This window comes from Streptococcus sp. sy018 (assembly GCF_007859185.1).
Taxonomy (GTDB): Bacteria; Bacillota; Bacilli; order Lactobacillales; family Streptococcaceae; genus Streptococcus.
The window spans coordinates 324,235-346,038 of sequence record NZ_VOHN01000001.1; the positions used below are offsets into that span (position 1 = coordinate 324,235).

22 protein-coding genes are annotated in these 21,804 nt (G+C 37.6%); 21 read left to right on the plus strand and 1 reads right to left on the minus strand.

The features are described from left to right. Positions 1–23: 23 nt before the first annotated feature. The gene (locus FRX52_RS01570) at positions 24–1,106 is read right to left on the minus strand and encodes a DEAD/DEAH box helicase (RefSeq protein WP_146538252.1); all 1,083 of its coding nucleotides are present in this window, start codon (positions 1,104–1,106) and stop codon (positions 24–26) included. 94 nt (positions 1,107–1,200) lie between these two features. On the opposite strand from FRX52_RS01570, the gene udk reads away from it, so the two are divergent. From udk to FRX52_RS01675, 21 genes are all read left to right on the plus strand, one after another. Further along, a complete protein-coding gene (udk, locus tag FRX52_RS01575; RefSeq protein ID WP_146495269.1) occupies positions 1,201–1,824 on the plus strand; it encodes a uridine kinase in 624 nt (207 codons plus the stop codon). 13 nt (positions 1,825–1,837) lie between these two features. Then, positions 1,838–2,335 (plus strand): GAF domain-containing protein, encoded by a 498-nt coding sequence (locus tag FRX52_RS01580; RefSeq protein WP_146538253.1) that lies wholly within the window; start codon positions 1,838–1,840, stop codon positions 2,333–2,335. Next, positions 2,335–3,999, plus strand: a complete 1,665-nt coding sequence (gene dnaX / locus FRX52_RS01585) for a DNA polymerase III subunit gamma/tau (protein WP_146538254.1) — start codon at positions 2,335–2,337, stop codon at positions 3,997–3,999. Before FRX52_RS01580 ends, dnaX begins: the two co-directional genes overlap by 1 nt. A gap of 148 nt (positions 4,000–4,147) precedes the next feature. After that, complete coding sequence (locus FRX52_RS01590) at positions 4,148–5,890, plus strand: PTS mannitol-specific transporter subunit IIBC (protein ID WP_146538255.1); 1,743 nt, start codon at positions 4,148–4,150, stop codon at positions 5,888–5,890. A gap of 18 nt (positions 5,891–5,908) precedes the next feature. After that, positions 5,909–7,870 carry a BglG family transcription antiterminator gene (locus tag FRX52_RS01595; RefSeq protein WP_261378948.1) on the plus strand — a complete coding sequence of 654 codons (1,962 nt, stop codon included), beginning with the start codon at positions 5,909–5,911 and terminating at the stop codon, positions 7,868–7,870. 1 nt (position 7,871) lies between these two features. Further along, positions 7,872–8,309, plus strand: coding sequence for a PTS sugar transporter subunit IIA (locus FRX52_RS01600; protein ID WP_146538257.1), 438 nt, complete (start codon positions 7,872–7,874; stop codon positions 8,307–8,309). A 27-nt stretch (positions 8,310–8,336) separates the two neighbouring features. Next, positions 8,337–9,482: a mannitol-1-phosphate 5-dehydrogenase gene (locus FRX52_RS01605; RefSeq protein WP_146538258.1), complete on the plus strand. Its 1,146-nt coding sequence runs from the start codon at positions 8,337–8,339 to the stop codon at positions 9,480–9,482. Positions 9,483–9,588: 106 nt separating this feature from the next. Further along, complete coding sequence (ligA, locus tag FRX52_RS01610) at positions 9,589–11,547, plus strand: NAD-dependent DNA ligase LigA (protein ID WP_146538259.1); 1,959 nt, start codon at positions 9,589–9,591, stop codon at positions 11,545–11,547. Positions 11,548–11,551: 4 nt separating this feature from the next. Then, the gene (locus FRX52_RS01615) at positions 11,552–12,568 is read left to right on the plus strand and encodes a diacylglycerol kinase family lipid kinase (RefSeq protein ID WP_146495537.1); all 1,017 of its coding nucleotides are present in this window, start codon (positions 11,552–11,554) and stop codon (positions 12,566–12,568) included. 191 nt (positions 12,569–12,759) lie between these two features. Continuing rightward, on the plus strand, positions 12,760–12,960 hold the full coding sequence (locus FRX52_RS01620; RefSeq protein WP_146495285.1) for a F0F1 ATP synthase subunit C: 201 nt from the start codon (positions 12,760–12,762) through the stop codon (positions 12,958–12,960). A 33-nt stretch (positions 12,961–12,993) separates the two neighbouring features. Next, positions 12,994–13,707, plus strand: coding sequence for a F0F1 ATP synthase subunit A (gene atpB / locus FRX52_RS01625; protein WP_146495287.1), 714 nt, complete (start codon positions 12,994–12,996; stop codon positions 13,705–13,707). Between the two features lie 14 nt (positions 13,708–13,721). Beyond that, positions 13,722–14,216, plus strand: a complete 495-nt coding sequence (atpF, locus tag FRX52_RS01630) for a F0F1 ATP synthase subunit B (protein WP_146495289.1) — start codon at positions 13,722–13,724, stop codon at positions 14,214–14,216. 3 nt (positions 14,217–14,219) lie between these two features. Further along, positions 14,220–14,744: a F0F1 ATP synthase subunit delta gene (locus FRX52_RS01635; RefSeq protein ID WP_146495291.1), complete on the plus strand. Its 525-nt coding sequence runs from the start codon at positions 14,220–14,222 to the stop codon at positions 14,742–14,744. Positions 14,745–14,759: 15 nt separating this feature from the next. Continuing rightward, complete coding sequence (atpA, locus tag FRX52_RS01640) at positions 14,760–16,265, plus strand: F0F1 ATP synthase subunit alpha (protein WP_146538260.1); 1,506 nt, start codon at positions 14,760–14,762, stop codon at positions 16,263–16,265. Between the two features lie 11 nt (positions 16,266–16,276). After that, the gene (locus FRX52_RS01645; protein WP_146538261.1) at positions 16,277–17,158 is read left to right on the plus strand and encodes a F0F1 ATP synthase subunit gamma; all 882 of its coding nucleotides are present in this window, start codon (positions 16,277–16,279) and stop codon (positions 17,156–17,158) included. A 25-nt stretch (positions 17,159–17,183) separates the two neighbouring features. After that, a complete protein-coding gene (gene atpD / locus FRX52_RS01650) occupies positions 17,184–18,590 on the plus strand; it encodes a F0F1 ATP synthase subunit beta (protein WP_146538262.1) in 1,407 nt (468 codons plus the stop codon). Between the two features lie 12 nt (positions 18,591–18,602). Next, entirely contained in the window at positions 18,603–19,022 is a 420-nt protein-coding gene (locus FRX52_RS01655; RefSeq protein ID WP_146538263.1) for a F0F1 ATP synthase subunit epsilon, read from the plus strand. An 84-nt stretch (positions 19,023–19,106) separates the two neighbouring features. Continuing rightward, a complete protein-coding gene (locus FRX52_RS01660; protein WP_146538264.1) occupies positions 19,107–19,340 on the plus strand; it encodes a DUF1146 family protein in 234 nt (77 codons plus the stop codon). A gap of 26 nt (positions 19,341–19,366) precedes the next feature. Continuing rightward, positions 19,367–20,647 carry a UDP-N-acetylglucosamine 1-carboxyvinyltransferase gene (gene murA, locus FRX52_RS01665; RefSeq protein ID WP_146538265.1) on the plus strand — a complete coding sequence of 427 codons (1,281 nt, stop codon included), beginning with the start codon at positions 19,367–19,369 and terminating at the stop codon, positions 20,645–20,647. Next, the gene (locus FRX52_RS01670) at positions 20,640–20,825 is read left to right on the plus strand and encodes a DNA-directed RNA polymerase subunit beta (RefSeq protein ID WP_146460396.1); all 186 of its coding nucleotides are present in this window, start codon (positions 20,640–20,642) and stop codon (positions 20,823–20,825) included. The genes murA and FRX52_RS01670 overlap by 8 nt, the downstream gene beginning before the upstream one ends. 5 nt (positions 20,826–20,830) lie before the next feature. After that, on the plus strand, positions 20,831–21,706 hold the full coding sequence (locus tag FRX52_RS01675) for a DNA/RNA non-specific endonuclease (RefSeq protein WP_146538266.1): 876 nt from the start codon (positions 20,831–20,833) through the stop codon (positions 21,704–21,706). Positions 21,707–21,804: the final 98 nt, after the last annotated feature.

Here is a 21,804-nt window from a genome sequence, read left to right on the forward strand (position 1 = left end):
GACTTCATGTCATGATTGTTTTTTTATTTAATGTGTAATTCTTGATTTTTTAGAATCACTTCTTGAACCCTTGTAAATTTCTTCAGTTTTTTCAAGTCTTCTGGATGACTAATTAAGGTAATGACCATCCCTTTTTTCCCCATGCGTCCTGTTCGACCTGCTCGATGGGTATAATCTTCTCTTTGTCTAGGAACGTCATAGTTAATCACTAATTCTAATGCGTCAATATCAATTCCTCGACTAACCAAGTCGGTAGCAAGTAATAAAGAAAGCTCGCTATTTTTGAATTTTTCAAGAATGGTCTTACGGAATTTGACGTTGATGTCACTTGCAAGTGATACCACACTAGCTCCAGAGAATTGCAAACGTTCTTCAGCTGCTCCTAAATCTGCTAGGTTATTGAAAAAAACTAAACCACGAAGATTAGGAATATTGGCAAATTTTCGGAGGGTATCTAAACGTTGCCGTTTATCTACTGTCAAATAATAGTGCTCAATCGTATTAAGTTTTTGTTGAGATAAATCTAAGGTAAGTGTGTTTTCAATCAACTTACTTTCTTCAATAGCTTGTGTGGCACTAACATAAACTAATTGGTGTGTTTTCGGAACATAATGCGTAATTTTTTGAACAAAATGTTCTTGGGAATCGCCTAATAATTGGTCAAACTCATCTAAGATAATAGTATCCACTGACATCATTTTAATCTTTTTCAATTTAATCAACTCAAAAATGCGACCAGGGGTACCAATAAGAATTTCTGGTCCTTTTTTTAATCGTTCAATCTGCCGTTTTTGGCTAGAGCCTGAAATAAAGAGTTGAGTTGTTAAGTTGAGATGTTCCGCCCAAGTTTTAGTCACGTCAAAAATCTGTCCAGCCAGTTCTGTATTAGGAGCCAAAATCAACAATTGTTGGCTTTTTTTAGGCTGTAATTTAAGTAAACTAGGCAATAAATAAGCCAAGGTTTTGCCAGTACCAGTCGGGCTAACTAACAACAAATTTTGTCCTTCTTGGATAGGGGAAAAAGCTTGTTCTTGGATAGGAGTAAGTTGAGTGAAACCGAGTGAATGGATTTGCTTTTGCCAACTAGGTGGGAAAGTATCAATCATGTAAAAATCCTTATTTTTCTATTTTGTTTCTTTTATTATATCATGATTTTTGATAAAATAGAGAGAAAGATTTTAGTGTAGAGATGGAGAAGACATGAAAAAAAAGACAATTATCATTGGTGTGACAGGCGGTTCAGGTGGTGGTAAAACCAGTGTTTCTAATGCTATTTTAGAGAATTTTCCAGATGCTAAAGTGGCTATGATTCAACATGATTCTTATTATAAAGATCAAAGTCATTTAACCTTTGAAGAAAGAATTAAAACGAATTACGATCATCCTTTAGCTTTTGATACGGATTTGTTAATTGATCATTTAGCAGCTTTATCTCAGGGAGAATCAGTAGATATTCCAATTTATGATTATACCAAGCATACTCGGAGTGAAGAAACCTATTGTCAAGAACCTAGAGATGTCTTGATTGTTGAAGGGATTCTAGTACTTGAAGATAAGCGTCTGCGTGATTTAATGGACATTAAACTATTTGTTGATACCGATGATGATATTCGTATTATTCGTCGTATCAAGAGAGACATGCAAGAACGTGGAAGAAGTCTAGATAGTATTATTGAGCAATATACTGGTGTGGTTAAACCAATGTATCATCAATTTATTGAGCCAACCAAACGTTACGCAGATATTGTCATTCCAGAAGGAGTGTCAAATGTGGTAGCTATTGATGTGATCAATACGAAAATTGCAAGTATTCTCGCAGAATAAAAAAGGAGAGAACATGGAAAATCAAGTTAAAAAAGAAAATTACGATCTGTTTTTAGCTCAAGCTAACCTATTATTTGATACAGAAAATAATGTCCTTGCTAATTTATCAAATGCGTCTGCTATGTTAATGCAAACTTTACCTAACTCTGTTTTTACTGGTTTTTATCTTTACGATGGCAAAGAATTGATTTTAGGACCTTTCCAAGGCAAAGTATCTTGTACTCGTATTGCGATGGGCAAGGGAGTTTGTGGGGAGTCGGCAGAGAAACGAGAGACACTTATTGTTGATAATGTTAAAGAACACGAAAATTATATCGCTTGTGATTCAGCGGCTATGAGTGAGATTGTTTTACCTATGGTCAAAGATGGTCAATTATTAGGTGTTTTAGATTTAGATTCTCACGAAATTGCAGATTATGATCAAGTAGATCAAGAATATTTGGCAAAATTTATCGATATTCTCTTGGCTAAAACGGAGTGGAATTTTGCAATGTTTGGAGAAAAAGCTTAATGTATCAAGCCCTTTATCGCAAATATCGTAGCCAAACCTTTGCTGAAATGGTGGGGCAAGAAGTTGTATCAACAGCCTTAAAGCAAGCTGTTGCTACTGGAAAAATCAGCCATGCCTATCTATTTTCTGGCCCAAGAGGAACAGGTAAAACTAGTGCTGCGAAGATTTTTGCCAAGGCGATGAACTGTCCAAATCAGATTGAGGGAGAGCCATGTAATCAATGTGATATTTGCCGAGATATTACAAAAGGGAATTTGGAAGATGTTATTGAAATTGACGCTGCTTCAAACAATGGTGTCGATGAAATTCGTGACATTCGAGATAAATCAACCTATGCTCCTAGTCGAGCTAGTTACAAGGTTTATATCATTGATGAAGTCCACATGCTGTCAACAGGTGCTTTCAATGCACTTTTGAAAACCTTGGAAGAGCCGACTGAACAAGTGGTGTTTATTTTAGCAACAACTGAATTGCATAAGATTCCTGCGACGATTTTATCGCGTGTTCAACGTTTTGAATTTAAGTCAATCAAAAGTCAGGACATCAGCCAGCATTTGGCTATGATTTTGGCTAAGGAAAACCTTGAGTATGACCCCTTGGCACTTGAAATGATTGCTAAAAGAGCAGAAGGTGGTATGAGGGATGCCTTGTCTATTTTGGATCAAGCCTTGAGTTTGAGTGATAGTCAGGGCTTGACCTTATCTGTAGCAGAGGAGATAACAGGTAGCATTTCTCTTTTGGCCTTAGATGACTATGTCGCCAATCTAGCTAAAGGTGATGGCCTAACAGCTCTATCAAAACTAGAAGCCATTTTTGATCAAGGAAAGAGTATGACAAGATTGGCAACTGATTTATTAGGTTATCTTAGGGATTTACTCTTGGTTAAGCAAGGTCAGGATTTAGGCATGGTTAGTGAACGTTTTCAAGCTAATTTGCAATTGAGCAATTCCCGTCTTTTTGCCATGATTGAACAAGTAACTGACAGTTTGCAACAGATAAAAACCAGCTCTCATCCTAAAATTTATGCTGAAATGATGACCATTCGTTTGGCTCAAGAACTGCCTAGTGTAGAAAAAAAAGAAGTCTTCTCAAAACTTCAAGAAGAAGTCGCACAATTACGTCGAGAGCTAGCTCAGTTGAAAGTTGACATTGTTAAAGGACAAGTGAAAACTAGTACACCTTCGCCACAAAAACTGCCTTTATCAACTTTCAAGGTTGATAAGACTAAAATCATAACGATTATGACTGAAACGGTAGAAAATAGTCAGCAATCGCGTCAATATTTGGAAGCGTTGAAGGGAGCTTGGCAGGAAATATTAGAGAGTCTATCGGCTCAAGAACGTGCCCTGTTATTAGGTTCTGAACCTGTTTTAGCCAATGCAGACCATGCGATTTTAGCATTTGACGCGGCTTTCAATGCTGAACAGGTGATGAAAAGAAATGACTTAAATTTGATGTTTGGTAATATTATGAGTCAAGCGGCAGGCTTTTCTCCCCAAATTTTAGCGGTTCCTCGATCAGAATTTAATCAAATTCGACAGGAATTTGCTCAGAAACACCGACAAGAAAAAATGAACGACCAATCAGAATCAGTTGACGAAACGCCTACGGTTCCAGATGAATTTGCCTTTCTAAAGGATAAGATTACCCTGACTGATGATTAGATAGAAGATTCGCTTTAATAAAATGAAAGAAATAGTGTATGATACTATTTCTTTTTAATTTGTCATAAAAAAAGTGACAAGATTTGAGTTTGCTTGTCATCAAGGGTTCGGTATAATAAGATTATCAAGAAAAAAGAAAGGAGAAGACATGGAAACACAATCTTCTTTTAAAGTTCGAGTTCAAAAACTCGGTACGTCCTTATCAAACATGGTGATGCCAAATATCGGGGCCTTTATTGCTTGGGGTGTTTTGACTTCACTGTTCATTCCAACAGGTTGGGTACCAAATGAACAACTTGGTGCAATGGTTGGTCCAGCAATTACTTATTTATTGCCACTTTTAATTGGTTATACAGGTGGCCACATGGTACATGGTCAACGTGGAGCAGTTGTAGGGGCCATTGCCACTTTTGGAGCGATTGCAGGAGCTTCTGTACCAATGTTTATTGGTGCTATGATTATGGGACCTCTTGGTGGTTGGTGCATCAAAAAATTTGATGAGAGCTTCCAACATAAAGTTCGTGCTGGATTTGAAATGTTGGTTAACAATTTCTCAGCAGGTTTGATTGGGTTTGTCTTAATTATTTTGGCTTATCTTGGTGTTGGGCCAATTGTGTCAAGCTTGACTGAATGGATTGGTAATGGCGTACAAGCTATTGTTGACGCAAAATTACTACCATTGGCTAATGTTTTGGTTGAGCCAGCAAAAATTCTCTTCTTGAATAATGCGATTAACCACGGTATTTTCACTCCATTGGGAGCAGAACAAGTAGCTAAAACTGGTAAATCTATTCTCTTTTTGATTGAGGCTAATCCTGGTCCTGGTTTAGGTATCTTACTTGCCTATGGTCTATTTGGTAAAGGATCTGCTAAATCATCATCTTGGGGAGCAAGTGTGATTCATTTCTTAGGTGGGATTCATGAAATCTATTTCCCTTATGTCATGATGAAACCTTTGATGTTTTTAGCTGTTATTGCTGGTGGGGTGTCTGGTACCTTTGTGAATCAACTATTAGGTTCAGGTTTGACAGGTGCTGCATCGCCAGGTTCAATTATTGCCATTCTGGGAATGACAGCAAAAGGTAGCTATCTTTCAGTTATTTCCGGTGTATTGGTTGGTGCAGTTGTGGCATTCTTAGTTGCTTCAATTATTTTGAAAACAGATAAATCAGATGATGACAAACTTGCTGAAGCTCAGGCAGCAACAAAATCAGCTAAGGCTCAAGCTAAAGGTCAAGTAGTACCAATTTCAGCAGATATTTCAACAGATAATGTTAAACAAATTATCTTTGCTTGCGATGCAGGTATGGGTAGTTCAGCTATGGGAGCGTCACTCTTGCGTGATAAAGTCAAAAAAGCCGGCTTGACGATTCCTGTTACCAATAAAGCTATTTCAAATTTAACAGATGAAGCTAATGTCCTCATCGTTACCCAAGAAGAATTGGCGGCTCGTGCAGCACAACGAACTCCAAGTGCTGCTCATGTGGCAGTAGATAACTTCCTAACGTCACCAAAATATGATGAAATCATCGCAAAATTATCCGGTCAGCATCTTATGACAGATGAAGTGACCACTGTAGAGTCAGTATCAGAGGTTGATTTAAATTATATCGATGAAGTAGTATTTGCTTACGGTAAGGCTCAAGGTTCTGCCACAATGGGACAAGAAATTCTTCGAGCGATTTTCAAAAATAAAGGCATTCAAATTCCAGTAGCTACGGTACCTTATGGAGAATTAAACGAGCATAATGCTAAAAATATTCTAGTGGTCACAACGATTGCTAAACAGTCAGAAGTACAAGCCGCTGCCCCAAATGCTCAACTTTTAGTTGTAGATAGTTTAGTAACAACACCAGAATATGATAAAATTGTTGAGCGAATGCACAAATAATTTGATAAAAATAGTATAATAAACAATATGTTACTAACCAAAAGAGAAGAACAACTAGTGAAAGCTTTCCTCCAAGTAGGGAAGCTTTCATTGAAAGAAATCTCAGATATTTTACACGTTTCCTCAAGAACCGTTTATCGAACGCTATCGGAGCTAACTGACACCTTAGCCAGTCAAGAGATTAAAATTGTCAAGGAAGGAAAAAAATATCATCTGATAGGAGACGTTAGTCGGTTATCTGATTTACAAGCGATAGACGTTTATGATAGCCATGAACGGTTAATCTTAACCACTTATCGTTTGCTGACAAGTTCAGCTCCTATTATCAATGAAGAACTTCAAGATTTTTTTGGTGTTTCTAATGTGACAGTGATTCAAGATATATCAGAAATTGAAAAGCGACTTAAAGAGTTTGAACTTTCTATCCATCGGAAAAAAGGCTATCAAATTGAAGGGGCAACTATTCAAAAACGGCGTTGTTTAGCCATTCTCCTTAGTAATGCGATTTCTATTCAGGATTTTTGGCAAGATAACTATAGTCGATTTTCAATCTTGGATTGTCATCAAATTCAGCAGGCACGTCTTACTTTTGAAACACATCAGCAGGCTCTAGGGGAGATTGATCCTAAGTTGAAACAATTTTTGATTATTCTATTAGGCTTAGCAGATAATCAAAAAGAACTGTTGACAGCTGTCAATGTGTCTAAGGAAGCTCTGGATTTTTCACAGAAAATTTTTGCTGATTTGGCTAAAGCTACCAAGAAGTTTTACAATTTACAAGAGATTATTTATTTTGCAAATTTACTTGACGAGTTAATTATTAAACGTCAAGAGGTACCTTTATTTAGAGAAAAATTTGATAGTGAGTTTTACTATAGTGTGTCTCAACTAATTGATGCCGTCTCACGTTTTACAAAGATTGATTTTTTTCGAGATAAACTTTTATTCAAATTACTGTTTAATCATCTAAGGCTAAGTTTAGCTGTTCCTATATTATTTCCTGAACAAGTGAGATTACCTATCGCTTATTTAGAAACCCAACAAAATCAATTTTTACATCATATGATCAGCTTGATTATGCAGGATATTTTTCCACACTTTCTGCAAAATGAATTTGAATATGAGTTGGTGACCTTACATTTTACTTCCAGTTTAAGAAGAAGTCCAGATATTTATCCTATTCGGCTTTTACTTGTAACCGACGAACGTCCCTTGACAGTCAGTGTCTTGGTTTCCAAAATCAAAAATATTGCCCCTTTCGTTGAATTGATTGATGTCAAAAGCACAACAAGTTTATCTCAAATCGACAGAAACCAGTATGATTATTGGTTGACGACAAAGCCACTTCCAAATCATGACATTGAGTTAATTTCTACATTTCCCAATACTCAAGAAATTCTCTCTTTACAAAAAACACTTCAAGATATTCAGGAACATCGGACAATTTCTAGACGTCACGATCTTATTCCACAACAGGCCTATGATTTACAAAAATACTTAGAAGCCTCTAGTCAACTATTACAGCATTTCAAACTGTTTGTTTTAGATAGCCCAAAAGATTTTGAATCATCTGTTAAAAGAATTGTGCAAGATTTGGATTTTGTTGGCGATCGTCAGTACCTCGTTGATAAACTTTTATCTCGTTTTAAATTAAGTCCAATGGCTATTCCAAATACCAATCTAGCTCTAATTCATACCCAATCTCATACGGTGACAGAAAGTCAGTTTCTGATTGCGGATTTAACTGACTCAGTACCTGCAGTTTCGATGAACTATCAAAATGAGAGTGTTCGACGAATTTTAGTCATGTTAACAAAAATGGGAGAAAAAGAAGAAATTCGAGAGTTAATGACTGCAATCAGTCAATCTATAATAGAAAGTAATCTTTATACAGAAATTTACCGTACCGGTAATCAAGAAATTATCTATCAGTTACTCAATACGATATTTACTGAAAAAATTAAGAAATTGGAGAATTAAAATGGAATTTCAAAAACAACTAGTTAAATTAAATCAAGCCTTTACAACAAAAGAAGAAGCTATTCGTTACTGTGGTCGTCAACTTTTTGAAGCCGGTCATGTTAATGAATCTTATATTGAAGCCATGATTCAGCGTGATAAAGACTTATCGGTGTATATGGGGAATTTTATTGCCATTCCTCACGGAACTGATGCGGCTAAAAAAGACGTGCGTTCATCAGGAATTACGATTGTTCAAGTTCCAGCAGGTGTTGATTTTGGTACCGAAGATGATCCCCAAGTTGCCACTATTCTTTTTGGTATTGCAGGACTTGGAGATGAACATTTGGAAATTATTCAAAAAATTTCTATTTTCTGTGCAGATGTCGATAATGTCGTAAAATTAGCTGATGCACAATCAGCAGATGAAGTTATTGCGTTGCTTAATAGTGTTGTTTAATGGATAGCTGAGAAAAAGGAGGAGTACATGAAAAAAGCAGTTCATTTTGGTGCAGGTAATATTGGCCGTGGTTTTATTGGTGAAATTTTGTTTGAAAACGGCTTTGAAATCGCTTTTGTTGATGTTAATGAACAGATTATTGATGCCTTGAATGCGCGTGGAACTTATGAGATTGAAGTTGCTGAAGAAGGGCAACGCCATATTATAGTGTCTGGTGTGCGTGGTATCAATAATGCGAAACATCCAGAAAAGGTTGTCGCTGCCATTGCAGAGGCATCAATTGTCACAACAGCTATTGGCCCCAATATTTTACCATTTATTGCTGAATTGATTGCACAAGGTATTGAGGCTCGTCAAGCAATAGGAAATACGACACCTTTAGATATTTTAGCTTGTGAAAATATGATTGGTGGGTCTGATTTTCTAAATCAAGAAGTGCAAAAACACTTATCAAAAGATGGGTTGGCTTTTGCAAAAGACTATATTGGTTTTCCTAATTCAGCAGTGGATCGCATCGTTCCAGCTCAGAGCCACGATGATCCATTATTTGTGATTGTAGAACCTTTTAATGAATGGGTAGTAGAAACCAATCACATGAAAAATCCTGATTTAAAATTAGAGAATGTTCATTATGTGACAGATTTAGAGCCATTTATTGAACGAAAACTTTTTTCTGTTAATTCAGGCCACGCAACTGCAGCCTATACAGGTGCCTATTATGGAGCAAAGACAATCTTAGAAGCCCTAAAAAATGAAATGGTTAGAACGAATGTGGAAACTGTTTTGTCAGAAATTCGTAGTTTACTTGTAGCTAAGTGGGCGTTTGACGAAGCTGATTTAGCAGACTACCACAAGGTTATCCTAACTCGGTTCGAAAATCCTTTTATTGTAGATGATATTAGTCGAGTGGCTCGTACTCCTATTCGAAAACTTGGATTTGATGAACGTTTTATTCGTCCAATTCGCGAACTCAAGGAACGAGGATTGTCTTATCAACAATTATTACAGACGGTGGCTTATACCTTTACTTACACTGATCCTACTGATGAACAAGCTGTTCAATTGCAAAATCTTCTTGTTCAAAAGCCATTAAAAGAAGTGGTTAAGGAAGTCACTCATTTAGCCGATCAAGAGTTACTTGATGAAATTGTTGCTAAAATAGAAGCTAATTAACGTTAATCATCGTCCTTTCGTATAGAAGGGCGATGGTTTGTCTTTTATGACGATAAACTAACGTTTGTTTTTTGATTGCCAGTTTTTTCTATGTTAAAATAACATTATGGAAAAAAAAATAGCAAACTTGGTAGCTCAACTAAATCGCTACGCTAAAGAATATTACACTGATGATAAGCCCAGTATTTCAGATCATGAATATGATCAACTTTATCGTCAATTAGTGGAACTCGAAGCAGCTTACCCTCAATACCAACGCTCAGACAGCCCGACTCATCGAGTAGGTGGGCCTATTTTGACGGGCTTTGAAAAATATTCTCATGAATACCCTTTGTATAGCTTACAAGATGCTTTTTCAAGAGAAGAATTAGATGCTTTTGATCAACGGATCAAAAAGGAGTTTCCTGAAGTTGTTTATTTGGCTGAATTAAAAATTGACGGTTTGTCCATTTCGCTAACCTATGTTGAGGGGGTGTTACAAGTTGGGGCAACTCGAGGAGATGGTACTATTGGGGAAAATATCACGGAAAATTTACGTCGTATCCAAGATATTCCTCTCAAACTTCCTCAACCGGTTAATTTAACAGTTCGTGGGGAAGCCTATCTTCCTAAGGTTTCTTTTGAAAACTTAAATGCTAAGCGACGTGAACAAGGGGAACAGGAATTTGCTAATCCTAGAAATGCAGCAGCAGGAACCTTACGTCAGTTGGATACTAGTATTGTCGCTCAACGTCAACTAGCTAGTTTTTTGTATCAAGAAGCTAGCCCAAGTCAGCAATCAAGTCAAGAAGCAGTTTTAACCAAACTAGCTCAATATGGCTTTTCCGTCAATCAAAACTATTTAGTGTCTTACTCTATGGATGAGATTTGGCAGTTTATTCAAGAGATTGGTCAAAAGCGTGATCAACTTCCCTATGAGATTGATGGCATTGTGATTAAAGTCAATGACTTAACGATACAAGAAGAACTGGGCTTTACCGTCAAGGCTCCTCGCTGGGCAGTTGCCTATAAGTTTCCAGCAGAAGAAAAAGAAGCTGTTTTAGAAAGTGTCGATTGGACTGTTGGGCGCACAGGGGTTGTGACACCGACTGCTAATTTAAGTCCAGTTTCTTTGGCAGGAACTAAAGTTAGTCGAGCGACCTTACATAACGTTGATTACATTAAAGAAAAAGATATTCGTCTAGGCGATACTGTTTTGGTTTATAAAGCAGGTGACATTATTCCTGCGGTTTTACAAGTTGTGATGAGTAAGCGAACGACTCAAACTCCATTAGTTATTCCTGATTGCTGTCCATCTTGTGAAAGTCGATTGATTCATTATGAAGATGAGGTTGCTCTACGTTGTATCAACCCTCTTTGTCCCAGTCAAATCAAGGAACGTCTCATTCATTTTGCTAGTCGCCAAGCCATGAATATTGCAGGGATGGGACCATCTGTGATTAACAAACTCTTTCAAGCTGAATTGGTTCACGATGTGGCTGATCTTTATCGCTTAACCGTGGCTGACTTGATGAGTTTAGAGGGAATCAAGGAAAAGTCAGCTGAAAAACTTTATCAGGCTATTCAAGTTTCTAAAACGAATTCAGCAGAGAAGCTATTGTTTGGTTTAGGCATTAGACATGTTGGTAGTAAAGTTAGCTATCAGTTACTAGAAGTTTTTGGTGACCTATTAAGCCTTAGTCGTGCTGACCAAGACACTATTGCGAAGATTGATGGATTAGGGCAAACGGTAGGACAGGCTCTTGTTTCTTATTTTGAAAGACAAGGAGCTAAACAATTATTGATGGAACTAGAACAAGCTGGAGTTAATCTTCAATTCAAAGGACAAGGTATTGTCAAAGATGCGTTATTATCTGGTCAAACAGTTGTTTTAACAGGTAAACTCAAAAATTTAACACGACAAGAAGCAAAAGATAAGCTACAAGCCTTGGGTGCCAAAGTTACAGGGAGTGTTTCTAAAAAAACCAATCTAGTCATAGCTGGAGAAGATGCTGGTAGTAAGTTAACCAAGGCGCAAGAGTTAGGACTAGTCATTAAAGATGAATTATGGTTAGAGGATTTATAATATGATAAAAGAAACCAAGCGAGCACGTTTAATTTACAATCCTGTTTCGGGACAGGAAATGATGAAAAAACATGTAGCAGATGTTTTACATATTTTAGAGAGTTTTGGTTATGAAGCATCCGCTTTTCAAACGACAGCAGAAGCCAACTCAGCCATGGATGAAGCCACCAGAGCAGCCCTAGCTGGCTTTGATTTGATTATTGCAGCAGGGGGAGACGGTACGATCAATGAAGTCGTTAATGGTATCGCCCCTCTGGATAAACGACCTCAAATGGCGATCATTCCTACAGGGACAACTAATGATTTTGCGCGTGCCCTTAAAATTCCTCGGAGTAATCCAATTGAGGCTGCCAAAATTATTGGCAAACAACAACTGGTTTATCAAGACATTGGCTTGGCTTATCAAGATAGTTATTTTATCAATATTGCTGCTGCGGGTAGTTTAACAGAATTAACCTATAGTGTGCCGAGTAACATGAAAACCATGTTTGGCTATCTTGCCTATTTGGCAAAGGGAGTAGAACTGCTGCCACAGATTAGCAACGCTCCTGTCAAAATCACTTATGATGATGGCATCTTCGAAGGAGATGTGTCGATGATTTTTGTTGCACTAACCAATTCAGTTGGTGGTTTTGAACAAATTGCTCCAGATGCCAAGTTAGATGATGGCAATTTCACCTTGATTTTGGTTAAGACAGATAATTTTTTAGAGATTAGTCGATTGATTAGTTTAGTTATTCAAGGTGGCAAACACATCGAAGATCCTCGAGTGGAGTATATCAAAACCAGTCAATTAACAATTGAACCTCAAAGTGAACGACGGATGATGATTAACTTAGATGGTGAATATGGCGGTGATGCACCAATTACCTTAAAAAATTTAAAAAATCATATCAGCTTTTTTGCTAATACTGACGAGATTTCTGATGCAGCACTTAGCTTTGATCCAGAATTAAAAGAAATTGCTGAAAGATTTGCTCATGAAGTAGAAGATTTAGAAATAAATAATGAGTCCAATTAAATAGGAAAAGAACTGGAAGATTTCCAGTTCTTTTCCTATTTATATAATCAAAATAATGAGATTCCAAAGGTCAGTAAAGGTTTAATATATCAAAGAAAAAAAGAAATTATTCCTCTATTTTGATTGACATTTTTAAAAAATAGGACTAGACTTAAAGAGTAAAAAATATTATATCTAAAGGAGGATTCATAATGAATCTAGCGATTTTAGCCTTAGGGCTTGCAGTACTTGGTGTTAGTATCGGTGAAGGCTTGTTGGTATCCAATGTTGCCAAAGCCGCTGCTCGTCAACCTGAAATGTTTGACAAACTTCGTGCTTTAATGTTTTTAGGCGTTGCTTTTATCGAGGGAACATTCTTCATTCTCTTTGTCTTCACTTTCTTGGTCAAATAAACCAAGTTTTTAGATTAACAAGGAGGGAAACAATTGGAAACATTAGCCAATCCCAGTGTGACCTTGTTTGGTATTGAGTTTGATTTGACCATTCTTGCGATGTCCTTAATGACAGTATTTGTCGTTTTTGGTCTAGTTGCTTGGTCCACTAGAAAATTGACCATCAAACCCAAGGGTAAGCAAAATGTCATAGAATACCTTTATGATTTTGTGCGTGAAACCATTAGTCCTAAACTGGGAAAATATACAGATAATTATAGTCTTTTCTTCTTTGTCTTGTTCTTGTTTCTCATTGTTGCCAATAATCTAGGCTTACTAGTTAAATTAGAAACGGAACATTTTAATTTATGGACCTCGCCAACTTCTGTTTTTGCAGTTGATTTGACCCTTGCCGGTATCATAGCAGTAATTTGCCATGTGGAAGGGATTCGAAAGAATGGCTTGAAGGGCTATTTAGCTGGTTTTACACAACCACATCCAGCCATGTTACCGATGAATATTCTTGAAGAAGTGACTAGCATTTTGTCTCTATCATTACGTTTGTTTGGTAATATTTTTGTTGGTGAAGTCATGACCAGTCTAATCTTACAAATGCCAAGTGCAAGTATTGTTTTGGCACCTTTTGCTTTTATTCTTAATATGCTGTGGGCAGGATTTTCGATTTTTATCTCATGCATTCAAGCATACGTCTTTATCATTCTGTCGTCAACTTATTTAGGAAATAAAATCAATTCAGAAGAAGAATAAGAAAGGAATAAACTATGTCGTTATTGTTTAATGCGACCAGTCTTGGTAACATCATCATTACGCTGGGCTCCATTCTTCTATTAGTCGTTTTAATCAAGAAATTTTCTTGGCAACAGTTGACTGCTGTTTTTAAAGAACGTGAAGAAAAGATTGCTCAAGATATTGATGGTGCGGAAACGGCACGTCGTCAGGCAGAGATTTTTGCAGATAAACGTCAAGCTGAATTAGCTACTGCACGTCAAGAAGCAGGACGAATTATTGATAGTGCCAAGGAAACTGGTGCACTTCAAGGTGCTAAAATAATTGAGCAAGCAGAAGCAGATGCTAAGCAACTGAAAGAACAAGCCGAGCAGGATATTATTCAGTCTAAAACAGAAGCCTTGGCCGATATTAAGGGAGAAATCTCTGATTTAACCGTTGCTTTAGCTGAAAAAATGATGTTGACTCAATTAGATCAACAAAAACAAAGTCAATTGATTGATCAATACTTGGAGCAGTTGGGAGAATAGTGAATGAAACAGGTCATTGAGCAATATGCAAAAAGTATCGTCGAGGTTGCAACAGAAAAAAATTGCTTGTCACAGCTTGATCAAGAACTATCGACCTTTATCCAACTAGGACAAGAGCATCAATTACCGAGCTTGTTAGCAAATCAATCTTATGATCGACAAGCTAAGATTAAACTTGTTAGGTTATTTCAAGAGTCTAGTTCAGTTTATCTGAAAAATTTTCTTGAGGTAATTTTGCAAAATGAGCGAGAAGCCTTTCTTTTTCCAATTTTTGAAATGGCTCTTGCGAAAATTAGTCAAATCAGAGGTAGCTTTGATGTTCATTTAACCAGTGCTCAAGCTTTATCTGAAGAACAAAAGCAACGTCTTTTGAAGATGGTTAAAAATAAATTTAATCTTGAACCGCGTCAGTTGATTGAACACATTGATCCAAGCTTAATTGCTGGTTTTCTTGTTTCAGCTAACAATAAGGTACTTGATACTAGTATTCGTCGTCAATTACAAGACTTTAAATTAAATTTAAAATAGAAAGTGGTGTGACTTTTGGCAATTAACACACAAGAACTTAGTGCTTTAATTAAGCAACAAATAGAGAATTTTAAGCCAAATTTTGATGTCACAGAAACAGGTGTCATTACTTATGTGGGTGATGGTATTGCCCGTGCTCGTGGTTTAGATAATGCCATGAGTGGCGAGCTATTAGAATTTGCTAATGGCACCTATGGTATGGCACAAAATTTGGAATCAACGGATGTTGGTATTATTATACTTGGAGATTTTTCTGCCATTCGTGAAGGCGATATGGTTAAACGAACAGGTAAAATCATGGAGGTACCAGTTGGCCCAGAACTAATTGGTCGTGTTGTGAATCCTTTAGGGCAAGCAGTGGATGGTTTGGGAGCTATTCAAACTCAAGCGACTCGTCCTGTTGAAACCCCGGCTCCTGGAGTAATGCAACGTAAATCAGTTTCAGAGCCTTTACAAACAGGGATTAAAGCGATTGATGCTTTGGTACCAATAGGTCGTGGGCAACGTGAATTGATTATCGGAGACCGTCAGACTGGTAAGACTTCTGTGGCGATTGATACCATTATCAATCAAAAAGGGCAAGATATTATTTGTATTTATGTTGCCATCGGTCAAAAAGAATCAACAGTTCGTTCACAAGTTGAAACCCTACGTCAGTACGGTGCGATGGATTATACAATTGTTGTAACTGCTTCAGCGTCACAGCCTTCGCCATTGCTCTACATCGCGCCTTATGCTGGTGTTGCCATGGCTGAAGAATTTATGTATAATGGCCAACATGTTCTAATTGTTTATGATGATTTGTCAAAACAAGCGGTAGCTTATCGTGAACTCTCATTATTGCTTCGTCGTCCCCCAGGACGTGAGGCCTACCCTGGAGATGTCTTTTACTTGCATAGTCGCTTGTTAGAGCGTTCAGCTAAGGTATCTGATGCCTTGGGTGGTGGTTCAATTACTGCTTTGCCATTTATTGAAACACAAGCAGGTGACATTTCAGCTTATATTGCAACTAACGTGATTTCTATCACTGACGGTCAAATTTTCTTACAAGAAAATCTCTTTAATTCTGGTATTCGTCCAGCTATTGATGCCGGATCTTCTGTATCTCGTGTCGGTGGTTCAGCACAGATTAAGGCCATGAAAAAAGTAGCTGGAACATTACGTTTGGACTTGGCATCTTATCGTGAATTAGAAGCCTTTACTCAATTTGGTTCAGACTTAGATTCAGCAACTCAAGCCAAATTGAATCGTGGACGTCGAACAGTTGAAGTCTTGAAACAGCCACTTCATAAGCCGCTTCCAGTTGAGAAACAAGTTTTGATTTTGTATGCTTTAACGCATGGTTTCTTAGATAGTGTTCCTGTTCAGGATATTCTAGCTTTTGAAATGGCATTGTATGACTATTTTGATACTCATTATGAGCATCTTTTAGCGACAATTCGTGAGACTAAAGATTTGCCTGAAGAAACCAAGCTGGATGCTGCCATTCAAGAATTTAAGAATCAATCAAACTTTAACTAAGGGGGTAACAGATGGCAGGATCTCTTAGCGAAATTAAAGGAAAAATTGTTTCTACTGAAAAAACCAGTAAAATTACCAGTGCTATGCGTATGGTGTCATCTGCTAAATTGGTGAAATCAGAGCAGGCGACTAAAGATTTTCAGCTCTATGCCAGTCGAGTTCGCCAAATCACAACAGATTTGCTAAAAAGCGAGTTAATTTTTGGTTCTGATAATGCAATGTTGGTCGCTAGACCTGTTAAGAAGACGGCTTATTTAGTCATTACTTCTGACAAGGGATTGGTTGGCGGCTATAATTCAAAAATTCTTAAAGCCGTTATGGAAATGATTGCAGATTATCATGATAATAATCCTAATGAATATACCATTATTTCCATTGGTAGTGTTGGTTCAGACTTTTTTAAAGCTAGAGGAATGAATGTTAGTTTTGAACTACGTGGTTTAGAAGATCAGCCAAGCTTTGAAGAAGTCAGAAAAATTATCTCTCAATCTGTTGAGATGTATCAAGAAGAAATTTTTGATAAACTCTATGTTTGCTATAATCATCATGTCAATAGCTTGACGAGTCAAGTCAGGGTTCAACAAATGTTACCCATCGTTGATTTAATTGCAGAGGAAGCAAGAGAGAGTAAAGAAGCTGTCTTTGAATTAGAACCAAGCAGAGAAGCAATTTTGAAACAATTACTCCCACAATATACAGAAAGTTTAATCTATGGTGCGATTATTGATGCTAAAACGGCAGAGCATGCAGCAGGTATGACTGCCATGCAAACAGCAACGGATAATGCCCATCAAATTATCAATGATTTAACCATTCAGTATAATCGTGCAAGGCAAGCTACTATCACTCAAGAAATTACTGAAATTGTAGCAGGTGCCAATGCCTTGGAGTAGAAGTATTAGTTAGAAGGAGAAAGACATGAGTTCAGGTAAAATTGCTCAGGTAGTCGGTCCTGTTGTTGATGTTTTATTTGAAACAGGGGATCAATTGCCCGAGATTAACAATGCCTTAATTGTCTATAAAGATAAGGATAAAACACAAAAGGTTGTTTTAGAAGTGGCTCTTGAATTAGGTGAAGGACTTGTTAGAACCATCGCCATGGAATCAACTGATGGATTAACACGTGGTTTGGAAGTATTGAATACTGGCCGTGCCATTAGTGTACCAGTTGGTCCTAAAACCTTGGGACGTGTTTTCAACGTTTTGGGGAATACAATTGACCTTGAAGAACCTTTCGGTGAAGATGTTGAACGCCATGCGATTCACAAAAAAGCTCCGACCTTTGATGAGTTATCAGCATCATCAGAAATCTTAGAAACAGGAATTAAGGTTATCGACCTTTTAGCGCCTTATCTAAAAGGTGGAAAAGTTGGACTATTTGGTGGAGCCGGTGTAGGTAAGACCGTCTTGATTCAAGAGTTAATTCATAACATCGCACAAGAACATGGAGGAATTTCAGTCTTTACTGGTGTTGGTGAACGTACTCGTGAAGGAAACGATCTTTACTGGGAAATGAAAGAATCTGGTGTTATTGAAAAAACAGCCATGGTTTTTGGTCAAATGAATGAACCACCTGGTGCTCGTATGCGCGTTGCCTTAACTGGTTTGACTATTGCTGAATATTTCCGTGATGTTGAAGGCCAAGATGTCTTACTATTTATTGATAACATCTTCCGCTTTACTCAGGCAGGTTCAGAAGTATCAGCCCTATTGGGTCGTATGCCTTCTGCAGTGGGTTATCAGCCAACCTTAGCGACTGAGATGGGCCAACTACAAGAACGGATTACATCAACTAAAAAAGGATCTGTTACCTCAATCCAAGCCATCTACGTTCCAGCAGATGACTATACCGATCCTGCACCGGCAACAGCCTTTGCCCATCTTGATTCAACAACCAATTTGGAACGTCGTTTAACACAGATGGGAATTTATCCAGCAGTAGATCCGTTGGCATCAAGTTCGCGTGCATTATCACCTGAAATTGTTGGGGAAGAACATTATCAAGTGGCAACAGAAGTGCAACGTGTGCTACAGCGTTATCGTGAATTACAAGATATTATTGCTATCTTGGGAATGGATGAATTATCTGATGATGAAAAAGTCTTGGTAGGTCGTGCACGTCGTATTCAATTCTTCCTGTCACAAAACTTTAATGTTGCTGAACAGTTTACTGGTCAACCAGGGTCTTATGTGCCTGTTGCAGAAACAGTTCGTGGCTTCAAGGAAATTTTAGAAGGCAAGCATGATGCCCTTCCAGAAGATGCTTTCCGTAATGTTGGACGTATTGAAGATGTGATTGAAAAAGCCAATAAAATGGGCTTTTAGTGAGGTAGGCTTATGGCAGAAATGACAGTACAAATTGTCACACCAGATGGTATTCGTTACAACCATAAAGCAAGCTTTATTTCCATTAGAACACCAGATGGTGAGATGGGAATTTTACCTAATCATGTTAATTTAATTGCCCCGTTAGAAGTGCATGAGATGAAAATCCGTCGAACTGATCATGATAGTCATGTCGATTGGGTAGCCGTGAATAAGGGCGTTATTGAAGTAAAAGATAACGTGGTAACCATTATTGCTGATTCGGCAGAGCGTGATTGTGACATTGACTTAAGTCGAGCAGAACGTGCCAAAGTCAGAGCCGAAAAAGAATTGGCAGAAGCTGAAAAAGCTCATCGAGTGGATGAGATGGAAAGGGCTAAGATTGCTCTTCAACGTGCGATTAACCGTATTCGTGTTGGTAATCATCTTTAAAAAGAAAAGAGTAGGCAAAGTGTTGCCTACTCTTTTTAATGTCAAAAATTTTGAGAAGTTCTCTAAAACTGCTATAATAAAAACATGGAACTAATAGAAAATACCATCAATCTTTTTAGTCATTTTATTTTTATTAGCCTTTTTCATCAATTATTTTATCAATTATTTGATTGGTCACGCATGATTAAAGTTAAGCTAGATAATGGCTGGAGATTAAGGCTCTTTATTTTGCTTTTAAGTATTGCTTTAGGCTATTTAGTCAGCAATTTTGTTTTAGATGTTCTTAGTTTTAGTCGCTTAATCATGTGGCGCAATTAACTTTAAGAAAAAAGAATGGAGAAATCATGGATACGATTATTATTGAAGGTGGCTCAACTCGTCTCAAAGGCCAAGTGACGATTGAAGGGGCAAAAAATGCTGTTTTACCCTTGCTAGCTGCTACAATTTTACCACAAGAAGGTAAAACACTATTACGAAATGTCCCTATTTTATCAGATGTTTTTACCATGAACAATGTGGTTAAAGGGTTAAATATTGCCCTTGAATTTAATCAAGAAAAAAAAGAAATTTTAGTAGATGCTACTGGAGATATTCTTGATGAAGCTCCTTATGAATATGTCAGCCAAATGAGAGCTTCCATCGTTGTTTTAGGTCCGATTTTAGCTCGTCAAGGACATGCCAAAGTATCGATGCCAGGCGGTTGCAGTATTGGTAGTCGTCCCATTGACTTGCACCTTAAAGGTTTGGAATTGATGGGGGCTAAGATTTCCCAAGTTGGTGGTGATATTACAGCCACAGCTAAAAAATTAAAGGGTGCTAACATTTATATGGATTTTCCAAGTGTTGGAGCCACACAAAATCTAATGATGGCAGCTACCTTGGCTGATGGTGTGACTGTGATTGAAAATGCTGCTCGTGAACCTGAAATTGTTGATTTAGCAGTTCTACTCAATAAAATGGGGGCAGATGTCAAAGGAGCTGGTACAGAAACCTTAATCATCACAGGCGTAGAACGACTTCATGGTGCTGAACATGATGTGGTACAAGATCGTATTGAAGCAGGAACGTTTATGATAGCTGCTGCTATGACTTCTGGTGATGTATTGATTAAAGATGCCATTTGGGAACATAATCGTCCATTGCTCGCCAAACTTACAGAAATGGGCGTTGAAGCAACAGAAGAAGCAGATGGAATTCGAATCAAGTCTGATTTAACTAAATTAAAACCTGTAACCGTTAAGACCTTACCACATCCTGGTTTTCCAACTGACATGCAGGCTCAGTTTACAGCCTTAATGGCTGTGGTTAATGGAGAATCAACCATGATTGAAACAGTTTTTGAAAATCGATTCCAGCATTTAGAAGAAATGCGTCGTATGGGACTACATTCAGAAATTCTGCGTGACACTGCAATTATTCATGGAGGACAAGATTTACAGGGGGCACCAGTGATGTCAACGGATTTGCGTGCTAGTGCAGCCTTGATTCTGACAGGGATGGTGGCTAAAGGGCAAACAAAAGTCACTAAGTTAAATCATTTAGATCGTGGTTACTACCAATTCCATGAAAAGTTAAAGGCTCTTGGAGCTAAAATTGAACGTGTTAGTGAGGTAGAACATGTCTAGAAGAAAGTATGTCAAAAAACAATTTCGACTTCTTGGTCTCGTGTTTTTATTAAGTCTTTTATGCTTTGCTATTGGCCTAATGATTGGTTATGCTGTCTTAGGAACAGGTCGCAATCCTTTAGCCATTCTATCACCAGATAAATGGCAAGCGATTTTTGATAAATTTGCAGGGAGATAAATTAAATGGTTCAAATGAAATCTGGAAAAAAAGCCAAATCAACCTTATCGCTTATTGCTGTTTTAGCTAGTTTGGGATTAGGCTATTTAGGTGTTAATACGGACAGTGCTAGTAATCCTGTTCAAGCCATTATCAGCCAAGTAACAGGACAAACCAATAATCAATCCCTTACAAATAATGGATCAAAAGCTAGTGAGAGTACCCCGACAGAAAGTCTAGCTCGATCTGTTCTAACTCCAGCCGTTAAAAAGCAGCTGGGAACAAAAATCAAGTTCAATGGTGCTGGTGCATTTATCATTAACGATAATAAAACTTCTTTAGAAGCAGATGTCGCTAGTTTACCCTATGCGACTAACCAAACCAAAAAAGTACAAGGAAAAACCGTTCCAACTGTCGCTAATGCTCTCTTATCAAGAGCTACACGTCAGTATAAAAATCGTGAAGATACAGGCAATGGGTCAACTTCTTGGAAACCAGCAGGCTGGAACCAATTATATGATTTAGCTGGTGAATACAGTCATGCGGTCGATCGTGGTCATCTATTAGGCTATGCCATTACTGGTGGTTTGAAGGGGTTTGATGCTTCGGCTAGTAATCCTGAAAATATTGCCACTCAAGCTGCCTGGGCTAATCAAGCTGATACAGCCGATTCAACTGGACAAAATTATTATGAAACGCTTATTCGTCGTGCTTTGGACAACAATAAGCGAGTTCGTTATCGCGTAACTCTTATCTATGATGGCAACAACATTTTAGCTTCAGGTAGTCATTTGGAGGCTAAATCTTCAGATGGTAGCTTAGAATTTAATGTTTTTATTCCTAATGTTCAAAGTGGTCTGACCTTTAACTATCAAACAGGACAGGTGAGTGTTAACTCATAACTTAGGGCATATTTAGGCATTTTAATGAATTTTTTGACTTGTCAGCTTTGCTATTTTTTGATAGAATAAAAAGGAATTTAATAGTGGTCTGTGAGATT

What these genes read in the sequence shown, in the direction of transcription:
- atpF (WP_146495289.1), top strand. Translation starts at nt 13,722, where the DNA reads ATGTCGTTATTGTTTAATGCGACCAGTCTTGGTAACATCATCATTACG.
- ligA (WP_146538259.1), top strand. Translation starts at nt 9,589, where the DNA reads ATGGAAAAAAAAATAGCAAACTTGGTAGCTCAACTAAATCGCTACGCT.
- atpD (WP_146538262.1), top strand. Translation starts at nt 17,184, where the DNA reads ATGAGTTCAGGTAAAATTGCTCAGGTAGTCGGTCCTGTTGTTGATGTT.
- FRX52_RS01675 (WP_146538266.1), top strand. Translation starts at nt 20,831, where the DNA reads ATGGTTCAAATGAAATCTGGAAAAAAAGCCAAATCAACCTTATCGCTT.
- FRX52_RS01590 (WP_146538255.1), top strand. Translation starts at nt 4,148, where the DNA reads ATGGAAACACAATCTTCTTTTAAAGTTCGAGTTCAAAAACTCGGTACG.
- FRX52_RS01570 (WP_146538252.1), bottom strand. Translation starts at nt 1,106, where the DNA reads ATGATTGATACTTTCCCACCTAGTTGGCAAAAGCAAATCCATTCACTC.
- FRX52_RS01620 (WP_146495285.1), top strand. Translation starts at nt 12,760, where the DNA reads ATGAATCTAGCGATTTTAGCCTTAGGGCTTGCAGTACTTGGTGTTAGT.
- FRX52_RS01670 (WP_146460396.1), top strand. Translation starts at nt 20,640, where the DNA reads ATGTCTAGAAGAAAGTATGTCAAAAAACAATTTCGACTTCTTGGTCTC.
- murA (WP_146538265.1), top strand. Translation starts at nt 19,367, where the DNA reads ATGGATACGATTATTATTGAAGGTGGCTCAACTCGTCTCAAAGGCCAA.
- FRX52_RS01635 (WP_146495291.1), top strand. Translation starts at nt 14,220, where the DNA reads ATGAAACAGGTCATTGAGCAATATGCAAAAAGTATCGTCGAGGTTGCA.
- FRX52_RS01600 (WP_146538257.1), top strand. Translation starts at nt 7,872, where the DNA reads ATGGAATTTCAAAAACAACTAGTTAAATTAAATCAAGCCTTTACAACA.
- FRX52_RS01660 (WP_146538264.1), top strand. Translation starts at nt 19,107, where the DNA reads ATGGAACTAATAGAAAATACCATCAATCTTTTTAGTCATTTTATTTTT.
- udk (WP_146495269.1), top strand. Translation starts at nt 1,201, where the DNA reads ATGAAAAAAAAGACAATTATCATTGGTGTGACAGGCGGTTCAGGTGGT.
- dnaX (WP_146538254.1), top strand. Translation starts at nt 2,335, where the DNA reads ATGTATCAAGCCCTTTATCGCAAATATCGTAGCCAAACCTTTGCTGAA.
- FRX52_RS01645 (WP_146538261.1), top strand. Translation starts at nt 16,277, where the DNA reads ATGGCAGGATCTCTTAGCGAAATTAAAGGAAAAATTGTTTCTACTGAA.
- FRX52_RS01655 (WP_146538263.1), top strand. Translation starts at nt 18,603, where the DNA reads ATGGCAGAAATGACAGTACAAATTGTCACACCAGATGGTATTCGTTAC.
- FRX52_RS01580 (WP_146538253.1), top strand. Translation starts at nt 1,838, where the DNA reads ATGGAAAATCAAGTTAAAAAAGAAAATTACGATCTGTTTTTAGCTCAA.
- FRX52_RS01605 (WP_146538258.1), top strand. Translation starts at nt 8,337, where the DNA reads ATGAAAAAAGCAGTTCATTTTGGTGCAGGTAATATTGGCCGTGGTTTT.